This window comes from Mycobacterium sp. G7A2 (genome assembly GCF_041902445.1).
In the GTDB taxonomy this organism is placed as follows: Bacteria; Actinomycetota; Actinomycetes; order Mycobacteriales; family Mycobacteriaceae; genus Mycobacterium.
In genome coordinates this window covers 954,434-966,722 of the sequence record NZ_CP169251.1, presented here as the reverse complement: position 1 = coordinate 966,722, position 12,289 = coordinate 954,434, and the positions used below count along the sequence as shown (strand labels likewise).

At 66.1% G+C, this 12,289-nt stretch carries 11 protein-coding genes; 5 read left to right on the top strand and 6 right to left on the bottom strand.

Going from position 1 to position 12,289, the window contains the following annotated elements; translation table 11 throughout:
- Window positions 1-90: 90 nt before the first annotated feature.
- The 4 genes from ACEWX3_RS04770 to ACEWX3_RS04755 are packed head-to-tail and all read left to right on the top strand — an operon-like array spanning window position 91 to window position 3,265.
- Window positions 91-615, top strand: coding sequence for a VOC family protein (locus ACEWX3_RS04770; protein WP_374158789.1), 525 nt, complete (start codon window positions 91-93; stop codon window positions 613-615).
- 1 nt (window position 616) lies between these two features.
- Window positions 617-1,276 carry a GntR family transcriptional regulator gene (locus tag ACEWX3_RS04765; protein WP_374158788.1) on the top strand — a complete coding sequence of 220 codons (660 nt, stop codon included), beginning with the start codon at window positions 617-619 and terminating at the stop codon, window positions 1,274-1,276.
- A 22-nt stretch (window positions 1,277-1,298) separates the two neighbouring features.
- Window positions 1,299-2,675, top strand: a complete 1,377-nt coding sequence (locus tag ACEWX3_RS04760) for an NADP-dependent succinic semialdehyde dehydrogenase (RefSeq protein ID WP_374158787.1) — start codon at window positions 1,299-1,301, stop codon at window positions 2,673-2,675.
- 2 nt (window positions 2,676-2,677) lie between these two features.
- Complete coding sequence (locus ACEWX3_RS04755; protein WP_374158786.1) at window positions 2,678-3,265, top strand: carboxymuconolactone decarboxylase family protein; 588 nt, start codon at window positions 2,678-2,680, stop codon at window positions 3,263-3,265.
- A gap of 230 nt (window positions 3,266-3,495) precedes the next feature.
- Here ACEWX3_RS04755 and ACEWX3_RS04750 read toward each other — a convergent pair whose 3' ends face one another.
- The 6 genes from ACEWX3_RS04750 to ACEWX3_RS04725 are packed head-to-tail and all read right to left on the bottom strand — an operon-like array spanning window position 3,496 to window position 10,483.
- The gene (locus ACEWX3_RS04750) at window positions 3,496-4,761 is read right to left on the bottom strand and encodes a M24 family metallopeptidase (RefSeq protein ID WP_374158785.1); all 1,266 of its coding nucleotides are present in this window, start codon (window positions 4,759-4,761) and stop codon (window positions 3,496-3,498) included.
- Complete coding sequence (locus tag ACEWX3_RS04745) at window positions 4,758-5,702, bottom strand: NAD(P)-dependent oxidoreductase (RefSeq protein ID WP_207066635.1); 945 nt, start codon at window positions 5,700-5,702, stop codon at window positions 4,758-4,760. Before ACEWX3_RS04745 ends, ACEWX3_RS04750 begins: the two co-directional genes overlap by 4 nt.
- A gap of 19 nt (window positions 5,703-5,721) precedes the next feature.
- The gene (locus ACEWX3_RS04740) at window positions 5,722-6,480 is read right to left on the bottom strand and encodes an ABC transporter ATP-binding protein (RefSeq protein ID WP_221354433.1); all 759 of its coding nucleotides are present in this window, start codon (window positions 6,478-6,480) and stop codon (window positions 5,722-5,724) included.
- Complete coding sequence (locus tag ACEWX3_RS04735; protein WP_221354431.1) at window positions 6,477-8,354, bottom strand: branched-chain amino acid ABC transporter ATP-binding protein/permease; 1,878 nt, start codon at window positions 8,352-8,354, stop codon at window positions 6,477-6,479. Before ACEWX3_RS04735 ends, ACEWX3_RS04740 begins: the two co-directional genes overlap by 4 nt.
- Window positions 8,351-9,232 (bottom strand): branched-chain amino acid ABC transporter permease, encoded by an 882-nt coding sequence (locus tag ACEWX3_RS04730; RefSeq protein ID WP_207066632.1) that lies wholly within the window; start codon window positions 9,230-9,232, stop codon window positions 8,351-8,353. The genes ACEWX3_RS04735 and ACEWX3_RS04730 overlap by 4 nt, the downstream gene beginning before the upstream one ends.
- A gap of 39 nt (window positions 9,233-9,271) precedes the next feature.
- On the bottom strand, window positions 9,272-10,483 hold the full coding sequence (locus ACEWX3_RS04725) for an amino acid ABC transporter substrate-binding protein (protein WP_207066631.1): 1,212 nt from the start codon (window positions 10,481-10,483) through the stop codon (window positions 9,272-9,274).
- 276 nt (window positions 10,484-10,759) lie between these two features.
- Here ACEWX3_RS04725 and ACEWX3_RS04720 point away from each other — a divergent pair, with 276 nt between their 5' ends.
- Window positions 10,760-12,277 (top strand): aldehyde dehydrogenase, encoded by a 1,518-nt coding sequence (locus ACEWX3_RS04720; protein ID WP_374158784.1) that lies wholly within the window; start codon window positions 10,760-10,762, stop codon window positions 12,275-12,277.
- Window positions 12,278-12,289: the final 12 nt, after the last annotated feature.

Here is a 12,289-nt window from a genome sequence, read left to right as displayed (position 1 = left end):
TTTGGCTACATCCGATCCAAAATCGCTTCATTAATCCCGCATCTAGGCGTATGGTCGGGACTATTGGATCCACTTAGGAGGACCGCAACGATGTCGCTGCCTGGACTGGTCGGTACCGACCACATCGGTTTCACCGTGCCCGACCTGGAGCAGGCCCACGATTTCCTGGTCCGGGTTCTGGGTTGCACGCACGTGTACACGCTGGGCCCGTACGCGCACGACGACGACTGGATGCAGGTGCACCTCAACGTCCATCCGCGCACGGTGATGCGCGAGCTCCGGTTCTACCGATGCGGCACCGGTGCCAATTTCGAGGTGTTCTCCTACGAACCCGCCGACGGACAGGCCCCGCAACCCCGCAACAGCGATGTCGGCGGACATCACCTGGCGTTCTACGTCCACGATCTCGACGAGGCCGTCGACTACCTGCGCGCTGAAGGAGTCCGCGTTCTGGGCGAGCCGACCGCCAGCGCAAACGCCAGCGAGGGGCAGCGCTGGGTGTATTTTCTGAGCCCGTGGGGCATGCAATTCGAACTGGTCAGCTTTCCCGGCGGCAAGGCCTACGAGGCCGAATCCGAAGTGTTGCTGTGGAATCCGAATCAGCCGGCGAGCTGACATGACACAGTCACCCGTGCGGGACGGGATCACCGGGACCCGCGTGGCCGACGAACTCCGTGAGGCGATCCTGCGCGGCACCTATCCGCCCGGCACCCGTCTGCGCCAGGAGGAGCTGGCCGGACAGTACGGCGCCAGCAGGGTGCCGGTGCGAGAGGCTCTGCGGCTACTCGAGTCCGAGGGCCTGGTGACCACGGTGGCCAATGCCGGTGCCTGGATCGCACGGCTGAGCATGCAGGAGTGTGTGGAGCTCTACCAGGTCCGCGAACGGATCGAACCATTGTTGTTGCGATACAGCATGCCCGAGCTCTCCGAGGGCCAGATCGACCGACTGGCCGAACTGGCCGACACGATGGCGCGCACGACCGATGTCGAACACTTCCTGGAACTGGACCGCGAGTTCCATCTGGGTAGTTACGCCGGCGCCGGCACCACGTTCCTGGGACCGACGGTGCAGCGGCTGTGGAACACCACCCAGCACTACCGCCGTGCCTTCACCCGGCTGCTCGACGACGAGAGCAACCGTATCGTCCACGACGAGCACCACATGCTGGTCGCAGCGATCCGCGAGCGTGACAGCGACGATGCCGAACGCGTTCTGCTGGGCCATATCCGTCGCACCCGGCGCCAATTGGCGCGCCACCCCGAAGTTTTCTCATGACCACCGATGAAGAGGAGTCGATATGGCGATCGCAACCGTGAATCCGGCCACTGGGCAGACCGTGGCGACCTTCGACGCACATGACAGTGCCGAGGTGGCACGCCGGATCGCGCAGGCCTTCGACGCCGCCCAGACGCTGCGCAGGACCACTTACACACAACGCGCCGAGTGGATGCACGCCACCGCCGACATTCTGGAAGCAGACGTCGAACGTGCCGCAGCGATGATCACGCTCGAGATGGGCAAGCCGATCGCCCAGTCCCGGGCCGAGGTTCTCAAATGCGCCAAGAACATCCGGTTCTATGCTGACAACGCCGAATCCTTCCTGGCGGCCGAGGATCTGGCCGATCCGGCCTCGGTCTCGGCATCGGCGGCCGGCACCGTATGGCAACCCCTCGGCGTGGTCTTGGCGGTCATGCCGTGGAACTACCCGCTCTGGCAGGTGATCCGCTTCGCCGCGCCGGCCCTGATGGCCGGCAACACCGGACTGCTCAAGCACGCGTCGAACGTACCCCAGTCGGCACTGTATCTCGACGAACTGTTCGAGAAGGGTGGCTTCCCGGCCGGTTCGTTCCGCACCCTGCTCATCGGCTCGCGCGAGGTCGCCGCGGTGCTCGAGGACAGCCGCGTCAAGGCCGTCACCCTCACCGGCTCCGAGCCGGCCGGTCGCTCCGTGGCAGCCACCGCGGGCCGCGAGATCAAGAAGGCCGTACTCGAACTCGGCGGCTCCGACCCGTTCATCGTGATGCCCAGCGCCGATCTGGACGCCGCCGCCACGGTCGCGGTCAAGGCACGCGTCTCCAACAACGGCCAATCGTGCATCGCCGGAAAGCGGTTCATCGTCCATGCCGACATCTACGACGCGTTCGTCGAGCAGTTCGTCGCCAAGATGAACGCGCTGACGCTGGGCGATCCGATGGACGAGGCCACCGACGTCGGCCCCTTGGCAACCGAATCCGGCCGCGCCGACGTCGCCGAGCTGGTCGACGACGCGGTGGCCAAGGGCGCGCAGGTGCTCACCGGCGGCAGCGCGCCGGATCGCCCAGGGTGGTACTACCCCCCGACCGTGCTGGCTGGGCTGAACGACGACATGCGGATCGTCATGGAGGAGACCTTCGGTCCGGTGGCCTCGGTGTACAAGGTGGCAGACCGCGAGGAGGCGGTGCGCATCGCCAACCAGACCACCTTCGGACTCAGCTCGTCGGTATGGAGCAACGATGCTGCCGAACAGGATTGGTTCATCGCCAACCTGGACGCCGGTGCGGTGTTCCTCAACGGCATGACGGTCTCCTACCCCGAACTGCCCTTCGGCGGTGTCAAGGATTCCGGCTATGGCCGCGAACTGGCTGCCGCGGGGATCCGCGAATTCTGCAACCTCAAGACCGTCTGGAAGGCCTGACCATGCCCCGCATCAGCTACGTCCGTCCCGAGAACGTCACCGAACCCGATCTGGCCGCGATCCTCGAGGAGTCGCGCACCTACGGCACCCCTAGACTGGAGAGCCAAGCCATCCGCGCCCACGTACCGGCGGTGCTGCGCACCTTCGCCGCAGCATGGCAGCAGACGTTCCGGGAAGGCGTTCTGGAGCATTCGGTCAAGGAACTGGCCCGGGTGTTCATCGCCAAGAGCCTGGAGTGCGGCTACTGCGCGGGGCAGCGGTCCCACCTGGGTGCCGAGGCCGGGCTGACCGAGCGCGAGTTCGACGACGTCATCGAGTTTCGTGACTCGACCGTGCTGGGCGCACGGGAGAAGGCGGCGCTCAAGTGGGCCGAAGCCATCGCCTGGGATCCCGGCCTCGCCGACGACGAGGTCTGGGCCGAGCTGCACACCCACTTCACCGAACCCGAACTGGTCGAGTTGGGCTATTTCATCGCGCTGACCATGGGGCAGCAGAAGTTCCTCAAGACCCTCGATCTGCGCCACGGCGATCTGGGCACCGACAGTCTGGCGGGACTCGCTCCAGCAGTGGCCGAATCACTGCAACCCTGACCGGCGCCCGACCCGACGACCCCTGACGCGACCGGGTGCGCCAGGGGCGAGGGCCCCTCGGCGCCGGTTCGATCGGGTGCGTACCGCCGTGTCGACGTGTGGGATCTCGACTTCCAGAACGAGGTGGCCGTGGACGAGTTGTCAAAATCGTTGCGGTGGTTGCGCAGTACTCGGCAAGCTCCCGGCCGTCCGCAGAGGACGGCCGGGAGCTTGTCCCTACCGGTTCGGGGTCAGTACTCGTTGGCGACGAACAGTTCCTGGGCGGGGAACTTGGTGAGGATCACCGGGCCGTCGTCGGTGACGACGACCTCCTCCTCGATGCGGGCCGCGGAGATGCCGTCGGAGGCCGGGGCGTAGGTCTCCATCGCGAACACCATGCCGGCCTGGATCTCCAGCGGGTTCTCCAGCGAGTTCAGCCGGGAGATGATCGGCCGCTCGTGCAGACCGAGACCCAGGCCGTGGGCGAACTGCAGCCCGAACGCCGCCATCTCGTTGTCGAACCCGAAGTCTTCCGCCTTGGGCAGAAGCCGCGCGATCTGATCCGACCCCACGCCGGGCCGAATCGCGTCGATCGACCGGTCCATCCACTCCCTGGCCTGCTTGTAGGCATCACGCTGGCTCTGCGTGGCGCTGCCGACCCCGAAGGTGCGGTAGTAGCAGGTCCGATACCCGTTGTAGGAGTGGATGATGTCGAAGAACGCCTGATCACCCGGACGGATGATGCGGTCGGTGAAGTTGTGCGGGTGTGGGTTGCACCGTTCACCGGAGATCGCGTTGACTGCCTCGACCTGATCAGAACCCATCTCGTAGAGCCGCTTGTTGGCCAGGGCCACGATCTCGTTCTCCCGCACGCCGGGCCGCAACGCGTCCACGATGTCCTGGTACACCCCGTCGACCATGGCCGCGGCCTGATTGAGCAGCATGATCTCGTCGGCGGACTTGATCACCCGCGCGTCGAGCATGCTCTGCTGGGCGTCGACCACGGTCAACCCCTGACGCTGCATCTCGAACAGGAACGGCGGCTCCACGATGTCCATCCCCACCGGGGCGCCGGCCAGACCCGCGTCGGCCAGGATGCCCTTGATCTCGGTGACCGCATCGCGCATCAAACCCGCATCCGGTGCCACCGCGCCGCGGAACCCGAGGAACCCCGGCCGCCAGTTCTCCTGCGGCAGCCACGGTGAATACAGCTTGTGATGGCGCACCGCCGACCCGAAGTCCCACAGGATCGGATCACCCTCGCGGGTGAGCAGGCAGTACCGGATCATCTTGTCGCCCAGCGCACCACCGATCCAGGTCTGCGTGGTGTAGCGGATGTTGTAGAAGTCGAACAGCAGGAACGCGCCGCACCCGCTGGCTTCCAGGGCGGCCTTGGCCCGACCGATCCGGTAGTCCCGCAGCCGGGCGAAGTCCACCCGCTGCTCGTAGTCCACCCCCATGTGGCCAGGTGCGCCGAGGGGACGCACCGCCACCGGTGGCGCCACCAACGCCGTCACGAATGCACCGCTGGGCTCAGACCGTCGTCGACGGCGACGTCCTCGGACTTCAGCTCGACCCCGGCTCCCCGAGCCACTTCGAGCAGCAGCGTGGCGAAATCCTCCTCCACGCCCACACCGGCGCCGGCGGCCTGCGCGATGATCTGGCGGGTCGCCGAGGCGATCGGCATCGGTGATTTCAGCTCGTCGGCGGCTGCCAGGCCGAGGTCGAAGTCCTTCTGCAACAGGCCCATGGTGAAGGTCGGGGTGAAGTCGAGGTTCACGAACGCCGGGGACTTGTACTGCGTGAACACCGAACCCATGACCGAGTCGTTGAGGAAGGCCAGGAAGTCCGCGCGACTCACGCCGCCCTTCTCCACGAGTACGGTGATCTCGGCCAGGCATTGGGTGACCACGCCCAGCATCAGATTGTGGGCGATCTTGACCAGCCGGGCCACTTCGCCCTCTCCGACATAGGTCACCCCACGGCCGAACACGCTCAATACGGGCTCGATCGACTCGAACACCTCGCGCGGTCCAGAGACCGCCACCGTGAGTTTGCCTGCGGCAATGACTTTCGGGTTCCCGCTGACCGGGGTCGCCAGGAAGTCGCAGCCGCGGGAGTTGGCCGCCTCCCGGATGCGTGCGCTGGCCTCGGCCGAGACGGTCGAGGAATCGGCGATCACCCGGGGTGACTGGGGGCCGGTCAGCAGCCCGCCGTCGCCGAGCATCACCTGCTCGAGGTCCTTCGAGGAGCTCACCATGGCGAACACCAGATCGCGATCGGCCAGGTCCACCGGCTGGGTGACCACCTTGGCGCCCTTGTCGGCCAGCGCGGCCGCCTTGGCCGCGGTGCGGTTGTAGACGGTGACGTCGTAGCCGGCATCCAGCAGCCGGGTGACGAGCTGGGCGCCCATACGGCCTGCACCGATCCAGCCGATCTTGATAGTTGAGGCAGACATGTTCGTTTTCCTTCTCTCGTTATGCCGTGGGCTGGGTTGCGGGGGTTTCGGTGGTACTGGGCGCGTGCACCGCACCCCCGAAGTAGAGATCGGCGATCTCCGGGTTGTTCAAGACGGTGGCCGCGGGCCCGGTGAGCAGCACCCGGCCGCTTTCCATCACGATGCCCGACGAGGCCATCCGCAGACCGAATCTGACGTTCTGCTCGACCATCAGCACGGCTTTGCCGGCTGAGCGCATGACCGCGACAGCTTCGTCGATCACGCCGAGCGACTTGGGATCCAGGCCCAGTGACGGTTCGTCGAGCAGCACCAGTTTCGGGTCGAGCATCAGCGAGCGGGCGAACTCCACCATGCGGCGCTGGCCGCCGGACAGGTTGCCGCACCGCACCCCGGTCTTGTCCCGAACCAGCGGGAACATGTCGAGCACCTGGTCGTAGCGCTGTCTGACCAGCGCGCGTTTCCTGCGGATGACGTAGGCACCCATCAGGATGTTCTCTTTCACGGTCAGCGTCGGGAACAATCCGTTGCTCTGCGGCACCTGGGTGACGCCGCATCCCAGCACCTCAGCGGGCGCCATCCCCGTGATGTCTCTGCCGTCCAGCAGGATTCGGCCTGCGCTCGGCTTGAGGATGCCGCTGACGGCGCGCAACACGGTGGACTTTCCGGCGCCGTTCGGTCCGACGATGCAGCCCAGGTCACCCGCCCCGACCTCGAGGTCGACGCCCTGGAGCACGTTCCCGCCGCCGTAGCCGGCGACCACGCCTTCGAGCCGGATCATGCTGGATTCCTCTCCACGACGGGAACGGTCGAACCCTTCGACGGCGCTTCCAGCAGGTAGTCGTCACCCAGATAGGCGTCGAGCACCAGCGGGTCCTTCTGGATCTGCTCGGGGCTGCCCTGCGCGATGACCGCGCCGCGGGCGAGCACCCGGATCGGGTCGCACAGATTCACCACGAAGGGCATGTTGTGCTCGACGAGCAGGAACGTCTTGCCGGAGGCGTTGAGCTCACGGATCAAGTCGCCCATACGCTCGATCAGCGTCGGGTTGATGCCGCCGGCGGGCTCGTCGAGCAGGATCAACTTCGGATCCAGCATCATGACCTGAGCGAGCTCGACGAGCTTCTGCTGTCCGTAGGACAGCGCCCCGGCGCGCGCGTCGCGGTAGGCCGCCATCCCGACGAAGTCGAGCAGCTCCTCAGCCCGGGCGGCCTCCGAGCCGCTGACCGCTCCGAGCCCCAACTGTCCGACCGAGAAGTCGCGCAGCGGAGCCACCACGTTCTCGAGCACGGTCATCTCGCGGAACAGCCGGGTGATCTGGAAGGTGCGACCCAAGCCGTGGTGAGCGCGCGACCAGGGGGAGATGTTGTCGATGCGCTGCCCGCCCAACAGGATTTCACCTCTGTCGGGGGTCATGGTGCCCGAGATCAGGTTGAAGACCGTGGTCTTTCCCGAACCGTTGGGGCCGATCAGCGCGGTGATGGACCCTTCTGGCACGGTGAAGCTGCAATCGTTGACGGCGTGGTTGCCGCCGAAACTCTTGTGCAGTCCGCGCACTTCGAGCAGGGTGCGTCCGGTGGGCTCCGGCTTGCGGATCTCGGCCCGCACCAGGGGTCGGTCCAGCGGGTTCAGCCGGGCGCCGGACAGGCCCACCGTCCCCTTCGTTCGCGCCTTCTCGATGTACGCCGCCAGCGTGGGCAGAATCCCCCGGGGCAGCAGGATGACCAGCAGCACCAGCAGGCCGCCGAACAGCACCAACCGGGCATTGCCACCGCCGAAGGCCTGGTTGGCGTAGATGTTGACCGGCTGGATGATGAACGCGCCGAGAACCGGTCCCCACAGGGTGCCCCGACCGCCGAGAATCACCGCGAGCACGATCAGCGCGCTGGTGATGATCGAGAACATGCCGATGGGGTCGACGAATGACAGGTAATACCCGTAGACCGAGCCGGCCATGCCGACGAACAGCGCGCTGAGCCCGAAGGCGAGCAATTTGTACACCGGAGCGTTGACACCGATGGTGCCGGCCTTGCCCTCATCCTCCCGAATCGCGATCAGACCCATGCCGAACTTGGTGCGCCGAATCCACCACGTCATCGCCAGCGACATCCCGAGCAAAACCACCAGCGCCAGGTGGAATGGCCAGTTTCCCCATGCCGCAGGCCAATCCGGCAGCGGCAGGGTCAGCCCGGCGGTCCCGTTGGTGACTCCCACCCATTCGATGGCGACGAACTGGATGAGGAACAGGAATGCCACGGTGATGATGACGAAAGCCGGGCCACGCGACCGGTAGGTGACCAGCCCCAGCAGCATCGCCACCACGGCTGCGACCACTCCGGCGATCGGCGCCCACAGCAGCGGTTGAACGTCGGGGAACCTGGTGGCCAGGATGGCCCCGACGTAGGCGCCGATCCCGATGAACGCACCCTGACTCAACGACAGGTACCCGGTGAATCCCGTGATGATGTTCAGCCCGCTGGCACCGATGGCCAGCACCAGCGACAGGATGACGATGTTCTGTGCGGACAGACTGGGCGACAGCGGGAACAACACGACCACCAGCCCAGCGGCGACGAGCACCGCACGGCTGACCCACTTGTGCAGTCCGGGATCCAGCAGACGAGACCTGTTGTCTCTCATGTCAGTATCACTCATGCGACCGCGTCCTCTCTGAGCCGGGTGCCGAGGATGCCCTGGGGCCGGGTGATCAGCACCACGATGATGACGAGGAACGGGACCGCGACCGGCCAGGCCGCCCCGATGTAGGCGGTGGCCGCCATCTCCCCCACGCCGATCACGAGTGCCCCGAGGATCGCGCCGGGCAGGCTGCCGAGCCCGCCGAGCACAACGATGGCCAGCAGACGGGCGATCCACTGGTAGTGCGTGCCGGGCAGGAACGGATAGATGGTGGACAGCATCGCCCCGCCGGCACCGAGGGTGGCGACCCCGATGGCGAAGGTGAGTGCGGCGATGGTGGCGACGCTGACACCGACCAGTAATGCACCGCCCTCGTTGGACGATGCGGCCCGGATCGCCCGCCCGGCCCAGGTGTGGTTGAGCAGCAGGTACAGCCCGCCCATCACCGCGACCGCGATGACCGCGGCGATGAGCATGGCTTGCGGGATGTAGATGGAGCCCAGCGTCAGTGAGGCGTCGGTGTAGGACACCACCACGGTGGTGGAGGTGTTGCCCCAGACGAATCCCATGATTCCCTCGAGCATCAACGCGATTCCGAACGTGGCCAGCACGGTCATCGTGACGTGGGCGCCGCGCACGTGCCGGATCACCAGCACGTACACCAGCCAGCCGAGACCGAACATCACCACCATCACGATCGGGATGGACAGCAGCGGGTCCAGGCCCAGGCTGCGCCACAGGGTGAAGGTGAGAAACGCCGCCAGCACCGCGAAGGCGCCGTGGGCGAGGTTGATCACCCGCATGACCCCGAAGATCAGGGTCAGACCCGACGCCATCAGCGCGTAGAGCGCTCCGACCAGCAGGCCGAGGATGAGCGTTTGGACAAGGGAAGTCATGGTTTACAGCTCCTCACTGGGGACGGACGCCCGACCGGCTCAGATGTCTCCGCCGTGCCAGCGCATGATCTTGTCCGAGGTGGCCACATCGGTCGGCAACACGACCTCCGACACCCCGCCCTGCCACTGTCCGACCAGGAAGTCGCCCCGCGGACTGCCGTCGGGATTCCAGCTGAGGTTCCCCAGCAGGGTCTCAACACTGTTGCCGCGCAGCCAGTCCGCCAGAGCCGCCTGGTCGTCCAGGGAACCGACAGCGGTGACGGCGGCGGCCAGCACCTGACCGGCCGCGAATCCGTCAGCGGCATCCTCGGGGGGCAGCTGGTCGAACTTGTCCTGGTAGCGCTTGACGAACTCGGCGTTGTCCGGGGTGTCGGCAAGTGGGCTGTAACTCATCGAGAAGAACACACCCTCGGCGTTCTGCGGTCCGACCGCGTCGAGGTACTGCTGACCGTAGGTGGGTGAGCTGCTCTGATAGAGGATGGAGGGCTCGTAGTTCGCCCGGTTCATCGACCGGATCATGTTGACCCCGTCTTCGAATTGTGCTCCCTGAACCACGATTTCAGCTCCGGCGTCGCGCATTGCGTTGACCACGGAGTCGAAGTTCTTCGTCGTCGCGGGGTACTGGTCCTTGTAGACGGTCTCGACTCCGGCGGCCGAGAGGATCTTCTCGGCACCCTCCACGACAGGTCCGGTGAACGGATCGTCGAGCGCGGGGTAGGCGGCGGTCTTGGGCCGCTGCTCCGGCGGTAGTGCGGCGATCCACTCAGCGAACACCTTGGCCTGATCGGTGGCGATGGCCTGCTGAGAGAAGAAGATGTAGGAGAAGCCGCGGTTGAACATGTCCGGCGACCCGCAGGACGGGCAGACGAACAGCATCTTGTTCTTCTCAGCGATTGCCGAGGCGGGGATGTTGAGCAGTGACGACTGACTACCCAGCAGCAGGTCGACCTTGTCCTGCGCGATCAGGTTGTTGTAGTTGCTGACCGCGGTCTCCTGCTGGGTGGCGTCGTCCTTGACGATGATCTCCACCGGCTTACCGAGCAGACCGCCGGCCTCGTTGGTCATCTCCACCCAGGTTTCGTATCCACGCTGGGTGTCCAGACCGCCCTGGCTGAACTCACCGGTCAGCGGCAACGAGGCCCCGATCCGGATGGTGTCGCCATCTCCGCCGCCGTCGGCAGAACATGCCGATGCGGTCAGCGCGATCGCCGCAGCTGCGGCGATCGCGCGAAAAGCAGTGGTGAAACGCATGTCCAACCTCTCTGTCAGACCGATTGCCCCGACGCGACCCTCACTGTAATGCAGGTCATATGCAATCGATTGCAGTGAATAGTCACACAGCAGGTATCCGGTGTCAACACCTTCATTCACAAGCACGCATGGGTCCGGTGGTCTAGCTGCAGGCGTTTTCCTGGAGAGGGTGTCAGCCCTGGTGGCCCGGGCTTCCCGGCCGCAGCCCTCGGCGCTATAGTCATTCGCAATCGATTGCAGCGCCGCGTCGGCCTGCCTGACAGTCACGGAGTGCTCATGACGATGATCGACAGCGCGACGGCCGACTCCACTTCCGCTTCTGCGACCCGCGCCGTATGGGGTGCGTTCATCGACGGTGCGTTCGTCGCGGCCGGGGACCTTCCCACGTTCGAGGTCACCGAACCCGCCACCGGCGCGCCGCTGGCCACGGTCGCCTCGGCCGACGATGCGCTCGTCCACCGGGCGGTCGAATCGGCCCGCGCCGCGCTCCCGGCCTGGCGCGCGCTGACCGGCCGGCAACGCGGGGCCTACCTCAAACAGGTCGCCGAACGCATCCGGGCGCACGCCGACGAACTGGCCGCGCTGGTGTCGCGGGAGAACGGCAAGCCCAAACGTGATGCCCTGGCCAACGACGTCGCGTTCAGTTCCAACTGCTTCGAGTTCTTCGCCGGACTCGGCGAAAGCCTGCCCGGCGAGATCATCGACCAGGGACCGATCGAGACGCGGGTGATCTACGAACCCTACGGCGTGGTGGCGGCCATCCTGCCGTTCAACTGGCCGCCCATCCACTTCGCCAAGAAGGGTGCTCCGGCGTTGATCACCGGCAACACCGTGGTGATCAAACCCGGCGAGCAGGCGCCGTTGACGGTGCTGCGCCTGGTCGAGATCGCCAACGAGGTGCTGCCCCCCGGCGTACTCAACGCGGTGGCCGGCCTGTCCGCCGGTGCCGCGCTCGCCGGCCACCCCGGGGTCGAGCGCATCAGTTTCACCGGCGCGACGGCCACCGGCCGCGCGGTGCTGCAGACCGCGGCGCAGAATCTGACCTACGCGACCATGGAGCTCGGCGGCAAGAACGCGCTGATCGTGTTCCCCGACGCCGACATCGATCTCGCCGTCACCGTCGCGATCGAGGCGATGTTCTACAACCAGGGCGAGGCGTGCACGTCGACCGCACGCATCCTGCTTCACGACGACATCTACGACCGCTTCGTCGAGCGCTTCGTCGCCGCGGCATGCGCGCTGGTCGTCGGCGACGGCCTGGACCCGCGCACCGATGTGGGCCCGATGGTCGACGCCAGACACCGGGACCGGGTGCTGGGTTATCTGCAGACCGCACTCGACGAGGGTGCCCGAATCGTCGGACAGGGAACGGTTCCCACCGAGGGGCGGTACCGGGACGGATACTGGGTGCCGCCCACTGTTCTGGTCGATGTGGCACCCGATTCCACTGCCGGACAGGAAGAGATCTTCGGACCGATTGCGCTCATCATGCGCTACGCGACGATCGACGAGGCCGTCGAGATTGCCAACGGCACCGACTACGGACTGACCGCGGCGATGATCACCCGGGACGAGGCGGCCGCGTGGCACATCGCGCAGCGACTCGAAGCCGGGATGATCTTCGTGAACAACTACATGCGCCGCTCGTTTCTGGGTTCCCCGTTCGGCGGCCAGAAGGGCAGCGGTTTCGGTCGGGAGAACGCCGCCGAGACCCTGCATGAGTTCGTCCGCTCCAAATCCGTGCGATTCCGCTCCGGACGCGCGGAGGTTCCGGTGTGGCCGCCTCGTGGATGACCTGGATCATTC

Excerpts from the sequence above, each read along its gene's own strand:
- ACEWX3_RS04770 (WP_374158789.1), top strand. The coding sequence starts at position 91 with ATGTCGCTGCCTGGACTGGTCGGTACCGACCACATCGGTTTCACCGTG.
- ACEWX3_RS04765 (WP_374158788.1), top strand. The coding sequence starts at position 617 with ATGACACAGTCACCCGTGCGGGACGGGATCACCGGGACCCGCGTGGCC.
- ACEWX3_RS04760 (WP_374158787.1), top strand. The coding sequence starts at position 1,299 with ATGGCGATCGCAACCGTGAATCCGGCCACTGGGCAGACCGTGGCGACC.
- ACEWX3_RS04755 (WP_374158786.1), top strand. The coding sequence starts at position 2,678 with ATGCCCCGCATCAGCTACGTCCGTCCCGAGAACGTCACCGAACCCGAT.
- ACEWX3_RS04745 (WP_207066635.1), bottom strand. The coding sequence starts at position 5,702 with ATGTCTGCCTCAACTATCAAGATCGGCTGGATCGGTGCAGGCCGTATG.
- ACEWX3_RS04740 (WP_221354433.1), bottom strand. The coding sequence starts at position 6,480 with ATGATCCGGCTCGAAGGCGTGGTCGCCGGCTACGGCGGCGGGAACGTG.
- ACEWX3_RS04735 (WP_221354431.1), bottom strand. The coding sequence starts at position 8,354 with ATGAGTGATACTGACATGAGAGACAACAGGTCTCGTCTGCTGGATCCC.
- ACEWX3_RS04730 (WP_207066632.1), bottom strand. The coding sequence starts at position 9,232 with ATGACTTCCCTTGTCCAAACGCTCATCCTCGGCCTGCTGGTCGGAGCG.
- ACEWX3_RS04725 (WP_207066631.1), bottom strand. The coding sequence starts at position 10,483 with ATGCGTTTCACCACTGCTTTTCGCGCGATCGCCGCAGCTGCGGCGATC.
- ACEWX3_RS04720 (WP_374158784.1), top strand. The coding sequence starts at position 10,760 with ATGACGATGATCGACAGCGCGACGGCCGACTCCACTTCCGCTTCTGCG.